The organism is Collinsella aerofaciens, from assembly GCF_040915425.1.
GTDB lineage: Bacteria > Actinomycetota > Coriobacteriia > Coriobacteriales > Coriobacteriaceae > Collinsella > Collinsella aerofaciens_BW.
The window spans coordinates 1-9,963 of the sequence record NZ_JBCPDN010000073.1; the positions used below are offsets into that span (position 1 = coordinate 1).

Annotated in this window: 6 protein-coding genes; 1 reads left to right on the forward strand and 5 read right to left on the reverse strand. The window is 60.0% G+C overall.

The window, feature by feature from the left end:
• Positions 1-117: 117 nt before the first annotated feature.
• From AB5164_RS08955 to arcA (AB5164_RS08975), 5 genes are all read right to left on the reverse strand, one after another.
• Complete coding sequence (locus AB5164_RS08955; RefSeq protein WP_394815226.1) at positions 118-1,605, reverse strand: YfcC family protein; 1,488 nt, start codon at positions 1,603-1,605, stop codon at positions 118-120.
• Positions 1,606-1,743: 138 nt separating this feature from the next.
• Entirely contained in the window at positions 1,744-2,739 is a 996-nt protein-coding gene (gene argF / locus AB5164_RS08960; protein ID WP_006234279.1) for an ornithine carbamoyltransferase, read from the reverse strand.
• A 105-nt stretch (positions 2,740-2,844) separates the two neighbouring features.
• The gene (arcA, locus tag AB5164_RS08965) at positions 2,845-4,086 is read right to left on the reverse strand and encodes an arginine deiminase (RefSeq protein WP_368147999.1); all 1,242 of its coding nucleotides are present in this window, start codon (positions 4,084-4,086) and stop codon (positions 2,845-2,847) included.
• A 573-nt stretch (positions 4,087-4,659) separates the two neighbouring features.
• Complete coding sequence (locus tag AB5164_RS08970; protein ID WP_161115924.1) at positions 4,660-5,784, reverse strand: aminotransferase; 1,125 nt, start codon at positions 5,782-5,784, stop codon at positions 4,660-4,662.
• Positions 5,785-5,933: 149 nt separating this feature from the next.
• Positions 5,934-7,175 carry an arginine deiminase gene (gene arcA / locus AB5164_RS08975; protein WP_006234281.1) on the reverse strand — a complete coding sequence of 414 codons (1,242 nt, stop codon included), beginning with the start codon at positions 7,173-7,175 and terminating at the stop codon, positions 5,934-5,936.
• 555 nt (positions 7,176-7,730) lie between these two features.
• Here arcA (AB5164_RS08975) and ppk1 point away from each other — a divergent pair.
• Positions 7,731-9,963 (forward strand): polyphosphate kinase 1 (gene ppk1 / locus AB5164_RS08980; RefSeq protein WP_368148001.1); only part of this gene is annotated, 2,233 nt, incomplete at its 3' end.

Here is a 9,963-nt window from a genome sequence, read left to right on the forward strand (position 1 = left end):
GGAACAGGAGGGGGCTAAAGGTAGGAGTCTACCGGTGGGTTGACCCCACCGGACAGACGATGACCAGGTGATCCTTTACAGGATCGTCAAGGTTTCCGTGGGGTACCCGTTGGGCACTTAGATCAGCACGCAGGCGACGGTCAGGATGACGGCGCAGACGACGGAGAGCGCGACGATGAGCTTAAGGGCAAACTTGAGCCAGGTCGTCCACTCGATCTTGGCCAGGGCGAGACCGCCCATGATGGCGCCGGAGGTCGGGGTGAACAGGTTCACGACACCGATGGCGGCGGAGAAGATCATGACCATGACCTCGGGCGAGAAGCCGAGCTTAACAGCCAGCGGTCCCATGATGGGCATGGAGACGGTAGCCATACCAGAGGTCGAGGGGATCAGGAAGGACAGGCCGAAGTAGACCAGGAAGCTCATGGGAGCGAAGATCACGCCGGACAGGCCAGCCAGAGCATTGGCGGCAGCGTCGAGGACGAAGACGTCGAGGCCGGTGTTAGCCATGAGGACGGAGATACCACGGGCGAGGGCGATGACGAGAACAACGGACATCATGTCGGCAGCGCCGGTGATAAAGGTGTTAACGATCTGCTTCTCGGACAGGCCACCGATGATACCGATCAGGACGGCCATGAGGAAGAACCAGGTGGAAGCCTCGTCGAAGTACCACTGGCCAATGGGCAGGCCGGTGATCAGGGCAGACCAGCCCTGGACGACGGCGTTACCGTCGGCGTCGTAGACAGCGCCAGCGTCGAAGAAGTTAGCGACGCCCTCGTTGAGGTCGGCCAGCGGAATGAAGCCGACGATCATGACGACGAAGGTGAAGGCGAAGGCGATCAGAACACCCTTCTGACGACCGGTGAGCTTGACCTCCTTGTGGACCTCGGAAGCAGCCTTGCCGTGAGCCTCTTCGGCGTCCTTGAGCTCCTGCATCGACAGGATGGTGGAACCCTTGTCAGCCTTGACCTTCTTGGCGTAGCTCATCACGAAGAAGATGGACATAGCGGTAGTGACAATCCACAGGACGGCACCGAGGCCGATGATGATGGACTGGTTGACCTCAATGCCAACGCCGGTCAGAGCGTCGACGGCAGCGCCGACGGCGAACGGGTTAACCGTGGAGCCCAGGCAGCCGCAGCCAGCGCCGAGCAGGACGGTAGCGGCACCGACCATGGGGTCGAAGCCAGCAGCCATCATGGTAGCGGCGAGCAGGGCGTAGAAGGGAACGGTCTCCTCGCACATACCATAGGTGGTACCACCGAGGGAGAAGATGAGCATCAGCACGGGAATGAGCATAATCTCGTTGCCCTTAAGCTTCTGCACCAGAACGGCGATGCCGTTGTCCAGAGCGCCGGTCTCGGTCATCATGCCGAGGAAGCCGCCCAGGATCATAACGAAGAGGCAGACGGGCAGAGCGTCAGCGAAGCCCTTAATCGGGGCGGTGCAGAAATCGCTCAGACGGGCGGCAGTAACCGCGCCGCCGGACGTGCCGGAGACGATAACGGTAATCACTGCGACAATTGCCAGCAGAGCAAGAAGAATGGTGAACGATGAAGGCATACCGCGCTTTTTCTTAGCGGTCTCAGTCATAGTTCTCATCCCCCCTTCATAAATCATTTACTGATCTCGCCAGAAGCGGCTCTTCCGTGCCGTGCCTGCCGCTTGATGCGAGATTATTACCAGATAAAACCGCTCGGGGTGTGCAGCAATACACCCCGAGCGAGATGCTAGATGCTCTTACTTGAGCGTGGCGTACATGACAGCCTTAATGGTGTGCATGCGGTTCTCGGCCTCGTCGAAGACCTTGGAAGCGGGGCTCTCGAAGACCTCGTCGGTGACCTCCTGCTCGGTGATGCCGAACTGCTCGCACTTCTCGGCGCCAATGGTGGTGTTGGTGTCGTGGAAGCTGGGCAGGCAGTGCAGGAAGATAGCACCCGGGTTGGCCATAGCCATGACCTCGGAGGTAACACGATACGGGGTGAGCTGAGCGATGCGCTCGGCCCAGACCTCGTCGGGCTCGCCCATGGAGACCCACACGTCGGTGTAGATAACGTCGGCACCCGTGACGCCGTCCTTGACGTCGGTGGTCAGCTTGATGGTGCAGCCGTTAGCCTCGGCGATGGGCTTGCAGGCCTCGATGACGTCGTCAGCGGGCATGCACTCCTCGGGGCCGCAGGCCACGAAGTTCATGCCGAGCTTGGAGCAGACGACCATGAGGGAGCGAGCGACATTGTTCTTGCAGTCGCCCATGAAGACGAGGGTCTTGCCCTTGATGTCGTAGTTGAAGTTCTCCTGGACGGTCAGGATATCGGCGAGCATCTGGGTGGGATGCCACTCAGTGGTCAGGCCGTTCCACACGGGCACGCCGGACTTAGCAGCGAGCTCCTCGACGTCATCCTGGGCAAAGCCACGGAACTCGATGCCGTCATACATGCGGCCGAGAACGCGGGCGGTGTCCTCGATGGACTCCTTCTTGCCCATCTGCGACGAACCGGGATCGAGATAGGTCACGCCCATGCCCAGGTCCATGCCGCCGACCTCGAAGGCGCAGCGGGTACGAGTGGAGGTCTTCTGGAAGAGCAGAACGATATTCTTGCCCTCGAGATAGCGGTGCGGAACGCCAGCGCGCTTCATATCCTTGAAGTTCTTGGAGAGCTTGAGCAGGTACTCGATCTCCTCGGTGGTGAGGTCGAGAAGCTTGAGGAAGCTACGGCCGGAGAGGTTAACACCCATGGTTCGATTCCTTTCGAAGAAATGAATTACGTAAGTATCAGTGTTGCCCGTTTAACGGGCGAAGCCGGTGCGGTTGTAGGGGGACCGCACCGGAAACGGAAAGACTTAGAGGTCCTCGCGCCAGAAGGGCATGCTCATGCAGCGCGGGCCGCCGCGGCCGCGGGAGAGCTCGGCGGAGGGCACGACGAGAAGGTCCAGGCCCTCCTTGTACAGCACGTCGTTGGTGACGGTGTTGCGGGCGTAGACGCAGATCTTGCCGGGCTCGACGCACAGGGTGTTGGAGCCGTCGTTCCACTGCTCGCGGGAGGCCGCGATCGGGTCGCCGCCGCCGCAGGGGATCAGCTTGACCTGGTCGACGCCGGTGGCGTCCTCCAGGACGTGCTCGAGGGTGTCCTCGATCAGGCGGATGTTCACGTCGCCCGGGTTCTTGCCGGCGGTCAGCTCGTAGACGCGCAGGGTGCCCATGATGGCGGGGTGGATCGTGAACTTATCGACGTCGATCTGGGTGAAGACCGTGTCGAGGTGCATGAAGGCGCGCGAGACCGGGATGTCGAAGGCCAGGATGCGCTCGACCTTGGAGTCGGAGTTCCAGAAGATGTTCTGGGCCATGACGTCGATCGCGGCGGCCTGGGTGCGCTGGGAGATGCCGACGGCGAGGGTCTGCTCGTTGATGTTCAGCACGTCGCCGCCCTCGGTGTGGAACTGGCAGTGGCGGCGGAAGGACAGCGAGACGTCCTTGTAGTCGGGGTGGTACTTGAAGACGTACTTGCCGTACAGGGTCTCGCGGTTGCGGGTGACCGAGTACATGCGGTTGAGGTTGACGCCCTCGCCGACGACCGCGAACGGGTCGCGGGTGAAGTAGAGGTTGGGCATCGGGTCGATGATCAGGTCGGACTCGGACTCGGAGTTGACCAGGGAGTCGAGGGTCGTGGAGGCCGTGAGGGGCATGTCGATCTCGGACTTGGTCATGCCGGCCATGGTCTTCTTGACGAACTCGAGGTTGTCCTCGATGGAGTCCAGCTTCTCGCGGACGATCTGCGGCATGTGCTGGCCGCGGATGCCGGCCTCGGCGATGTACTGGTCGGTGAACTCGGCGCGGGCGCCGGGGACCTGGTCGAACACCTCGGCGACGAGGTTCTCGAGATAGAGGACCTCCACGCCCTGGTCCCTCAGGATCTGGGCGAAGGTGTCGTGCTCCTGCTGCGCGACCTCCAGGAACGGGACGTCGTCGAACAGGAGTCGCTCGAGCTCGTCGGGCGGCAGGTTGAGGAGCTCGTCGCCGGGACGGTGCAGGCAGACCTTCCTGAGCTTGCCGATCTCGGAAGGCACGTGCAGACCTTTCGTCATGGCCTCCTACCTTTCTTTCGGGCCCTTGTCAGGGCCGATTCGTTAGCGCCCCTCCGTGTGAGGCGTTATTGCTGACGACATATTTATATCCAAAATCAGCTCATACTTCCACCTTGCCCCCGAACGGTTTTTTATAGGGGGTGAACGGCATACACATATACTTCACGCATGGCACACTTCATCTTAATAAAGCGTATTTACGTGCTTAAACGCGTTTTCAATCCTAAAATCAAATGGAACTAAACTTTGCTAAACCACCCTCATATTGCATATTTCCAATAAAGCTATGAATAGAATTAGCGGTTCATACCGTGTCTCAACCATTTTCATTTTTATTCAGAAAAAAGTTTGTCCTATTCATTTCTGGTAAATAAATTACCGTTTACCAGACGCTTGATACCGTTCACCGGAAACTCAGTATAAGGCCCAGCGGATACCGACTCGCTTTACGGCTCCATTTGTAACAACTTGACTTCTCGGTATAGAAAAACGGACCCGCTTCACTAGGGAAACGGGTCCGTTTTCGATTATCTTCGGCTAATTTGGATAAGGCCCTCGAAGATCATCGGAATCCTAGCGATCGAACTCCGCCAGTGCCTCGCCCAAAAGCCTCAGGCCCTCGCGCAGAACGTCCTCGCTCGCGCAGTAGCCCAGGCGTGCGCCGCAGGGAAGCTCAAAGCGGCTGCCGGGTACCAGCAGCACTCCCCTCTCGGACAGCAGGCGCTTGCAGAACTCCTCGTCGTCCTCGGGAATATCAAGCTGGATAAACGAGGTGGACACGCCCTGCGGCGCCGTCCAGGAAACGCGGTGCTGCGTATCGATCCAAGCCTGCGCGATATCGCGGTTGCCAAACACGATCTTGCGATTGCGCTCAAGGATCTTGTCCTTGTGCTCAAGCACATAGGTCGCCAGGGCATCGTTGAACACGCCGCCGCAGATCATGGTGTAATCGCGATAGGTGCGGATGCGGCTGGATATCTCTTCGTCTGCCACGACCCAGCCCACGCGGGCCGCAGGCGTCGAATAGGTCTTGGACACCGAGTTGGTGACAATGGCATTCTCGTACACGTCAGCCATCGACATAAAGGCCTCGGTGTTCTCAAGCGGCAGATACACCTCGTCGCACAGCACGTAGGCGCCCACCGAACGGGCGATCTCGGCAATCTGGCCGAGCATATCGGCATCGAGCACCGTACCGATGGGGTTCGATGCGTTGTTGATGCAGATGAGTCTGGTGTTGGGGCGCACCAAGCGCTTGAGTTCCTCGATATCGGGCTTCCAGCCGAGTTCCTCGCGAAGCTCCCAATACTCGACCTCGGCGCCCAGCGTGCGCGGAATCTCGTAGAGCGGCGCGTAGGTGGGCCACTCGGCGATAACATGGTCGCCGGGCTCGACCACAGCCATGATGGCGTTGAGGTTAGCGCCCGTGCAGCCATTGGTCTGCAGAATGTGATCGGGATTGACCTCCCGACGATACAGCTTGGCAACCTCGGCCTTAAACTCCGGCGAGCCCTCGATCCAGCCGTAGTTCATCTTCTCGCGATCCAGGCGCTCGTAGAACGTGGCGCCGTCCTGTTCATCAAGCGCGCGCAGCTCGCCCATGGTGAGCGACGAGATCGTCGACTGGGCGATGTCCCACGTGGCGCTCTTCTCCCAAACGTTGAGCCATTCCTCAACGCCAATCGTCTTGATGTCCATGGCCAAGCTCCTTACAAAAGCAGTCATCCAATCGTGTTGACGTTCCTCATACAAGATTGGGGCGGTGCGAAAACCCGCACCGCCCCAATGGGAGACATCTAATGGCAGCTAGATGTATGTATTATGACCTGTACGGGCCCTAGAAGACCCTAGAGGTCCTCGCGCCAGAAGGGCATGCTCATGCAGCGCGGGCCGCCGCGGCCGCGGGAGAGCTCGGCGGAGGGCACGACGAGAAGGTCCAGGCCCTCCTTGTACAGCACGTCGTTGGTGACGGTGTTGCGGGCGTAGACGCAGATCTTGCCGGGCTCGACGCACAGGGTGTTGGAGCCGTCGTTCCACTGCTCGCGGGAGGCCGCGATCGGGTCGCCGCCGCCGCAGGGGATCAGCTTGACCTGGTCGACGCCGGTGGCGTCCTCCAGGACGTGCTCGAGGGTGTCCTCGATCAGGCGGATGTTCACGTCGCCCGGGTTCTTGCCGGCGGTCAGCTCGTAGACGCGCAGGGTGCCCATGATGGCGGGGTGGATCGTGAACTTATCGACGTCGATCTGGGTGAAGACCGTGTCGAGGTGCATGAAGGCGCGCGAGACCGGGATGTCGAAGGCCAGGATGCGCTCGACCTTGGAGTCGGAGTTCCAGAAGATGTTCTGGGCCATGACGTCGATCGCGGCGGCCTGGGTGCGCTGGGAGATGCCGACGGCGAGGGTCTTCTCGTTGATGTTCAGCACGTCGCCGCCCTCGGTGTGGAACTGGCAGTCGCGGCGGAAGTACAGCGAGACGTCCTTGTAGTCGGGGTGGTACTTGAAGACGTACTTGCCGTACAGGGTCTCGCGGTTGCGGGTGACCGAGTACATGCGGTTGAGGTTGACGCCCTCGCCGACGACCGCGAACGGGTCGCGGGTGAAGTAGAGGTTGGGCATCGGGTCGATGATCAGGTCGGACTCGGACTCGGAGTTGACCAGGGAGTCGAGGGTCGTGGAGGCCGTGAGGGGCATGTCGATCTCGGACTTGGTCATGCCGGCCATGGTCTTCTTGACGAACTCGAGGTTGTCCTCGATGGAGTCCAGCTTCTCGCGGACGATCTGCGGCATGTGCTGGCCGCGGATGCCGGCCTCGGCGATGTACTGGTCGGTGAACTCGGCGCGGGCGCCGGGGACCTGGTCGAACACCTCGGCGACGAGGTTCTCGAGATAGAGGACCTCCACGCCCTGGTCCCTCAGGATCTGGGCGAAGGTGTCGTGCTCCTGCTGCGCGACCTCCAGGAACGGGACGTCGTCGAACAGGAGTCGCTCGAGCTCGTCGGGCGGCAGGTTGAGGAGCTCGTCGCCGGGACGGTGCAGGCAGACCTTCCTGAGCTTGCCGATCTCGGAAGGCACGTGCAGACCTTTCGTCATGGCCTCCTACCTTTCTTTCGGGCCTTTCGGCCGAATCTCTCAGCGCCCTTCCATAGCGGACGCTGCTTGCTGACAGCTCTAGTTATATCCAAATTCCACCCGCAATTCCACCTCGCCCCCGAACGGTCAACAAAGTGCGATGAACGGTATATCGCACGAGATTCCCCCATAATGTACTTCGGCGTTCTAAAGTAACTTTTCTAAGGTAAACGCTCTTTTTTCCTAAAAACTATTTGCAATTGCATCTCTAAACTTTTGATTCAGAATTGCATAGCTAAATCGGTTTTATGTATATAAATGATGTTTGTTTACGTTTCCGCCTGCATTCAATGATATTCAGCTATCCATCATTCTTATTCACACTTACGTACCAGTTGAGTGAGGATATAGACCGCTTGCAGACGAGCAGGACGTCAGTCCTATGACTTGTCAGCGTAAGAAGTAGGTAAAGATACCGTTCACGCGATACGTCCGTGCCAGCGGTCGACTAAATTGAGACAATAGTGATTAGTGTTAGGCTACCGTCCCTTGTGGGGACTGAACGGACAGATGCATATGCCGAGCAAAATCGAAAAGAAGCAAGCCGCCGCAAAGCTGCGCAAACCGCCGCGCGACTTCTCGTACACGCAAAACCGAGAGCTCAGCTGGCTACGCTTTGACAACCGCGTGCTCGACGAAGCCTTCGACGAAACCGTTCCGTTATTCGAGCGACTAAAGTTCGTCTCGATCTTCGAGTCCAACCTCGACGAGTTCCTTATGGTGCGCGTGGGCGGCCTGTCCGATCTGGCGGAGCTCAAAAAACAACCTGTCGACAACAAGAGCAATATGACCGCCTCCGAACAGGTCGATGCTGTCATGGCCGAAATGCCCGGGCTCCTTACCCGTTGGGAGTCCATCTTTAAGAGCATCGAGGGCAAGCTCGACACCTTGGGCGTTCACCGCGCCCGCATCGATTCGCTTACGCCCGAGGAGCGCACCTTTGTAACCCGCTACTTCCAGGCCTACGTGTCACCGGTCATCTCGCCGCTGGTCATCGATCCTCGCCACCCCTTCCCCAACCTGCGCAATGGCGCGCTCTATCTGGCCTGTGGTCTGGACGGTGCCACCGACGAGGAGAGCCTGCTGGGCCTTATCGAGATTCCCGCCTCGATGAACCGCGTGGTCGAGATCCCCTCGCCCACCGGCACCTACTCCTACATCTTGCTCGAGGACGTCATCCTCGCCTGCCTGGACAGCTGCTTTGGCTCCTATAAGCCGCTGGATCGTGCGCTGATCCGCGTCACCCGCAACGCTGACATCGATCCGGACGGCGAGGGCGTCGAGGAGGAAGAGGACTACCGCCAGCACATGAAGCGCATTCTCAAGAAGCGCCTGCGCCTGCAGCCGGTAGTGCTCGCGGTCTCGGGATCGCTCGAGAAGGCGACGCTCAAGACTATCCGCAAGGCGCTCGAGCTTTCGCGTCGCTCGGTCTTTACCTGCGATATCCCGCTCAACCTGGGCTACGTCTTTGGCATTGAGGGCAAGATTCCCGAGCACCTGCGCAACGAGCTGCTCTTTACGCCGTTTAAGCCGCAGCCCAATCCCACCATCGACATGACCCGCTCCATCCGCGAGCAGGTGCTGCAGCACGACAAGCTGCTCTTCTACCCTTACGAGGCCATGAACCCGTTCTTGGACCTGGTGCACGAAGCAGCCTACGACCCCGAGTGCATCTCGTTGCGCATCACGCTCTACCGCGTGGCCAAGCAGAGCCGCCTATGCGAGTCGCTGATCGATGCTGCCGAGAACGGCAAAGAGGTCACGGTGCTCATGGAGCTCCGCGCACGCTTTGACGAGCAGAACAACATCGAGTGGGCCGAGCGCCTGGAAGAGGCCGGCTGCACCGTCATCTATGGTTCCGAGGGCTTTAAATGCCACTCAAAGATCTGCCAGCTCACCTATCGCGAGGGCATGGCGCTCACCCGCCTAACGCTTTTGGGCACCGGCAACTTTAACGAGAAGACGGCCAAACTCTACAGCGACTTTATGCTCATGACAGCCCATCCCGGCATCGGCGAGGACGCCAACCTGTTCTTCCGCAACCTGTCGCTGGGCAACCTGCGCGGCGACTACCGCTTCCTGGGTGTGGCGCCCGTCGGACTGAAACCGCTCATCATGCGCGGGCTTGACCGCGAGATCCAGCGCGCCCTTGCCGGCGAGCCCGCCCGCGTGTTCTTTAAGCTCAACTCGCTGACCGACCGCGAGGTTATCGACAAGATCGCCGAGGCATCGTGTGCCGGCGTGCGCGTAGACATGATCATCCGAGGCATCTCGTGCCTCAAGCCCGGTGTTCCGGGCAAGACCGAGAACGTGCATGTCCGCTCCATCGTCGGACGCTTTTTGGAGCACGCGCGCGTCTATGCTTTCGGCGTGGACTCGGACATGATTTACCTGAGCTCGGCAGACATGATGACGCGCAACACCGAGCACCGCGTGGAGATTGCCTTCCCCGTGCTCGACCCCACCTGCCGCGCCCTGGTGCACGAGTACATGGGCATGCAGCTGCGCGACAACGTGAAGGCCCGCAGCCTCACGAGCGACGGCACCTGGGTCCCCGTGGAGCGTGCAGAGGGTGAGAAACCCTTCAACTCACAGGAAGCCCTGCTGGAGCGCGCCTATCGCAACGCCGAGGCCGCGCCCGGGCCCGTCATTGAGGCGGAACCTGCCTCCGAGGCCGAGCCGCAGCCAGTAGCACCCAAGGTCCAAGAGGTCCAGGCGACCGTCATTGAGCCCGAGCCTGCACCTGCAC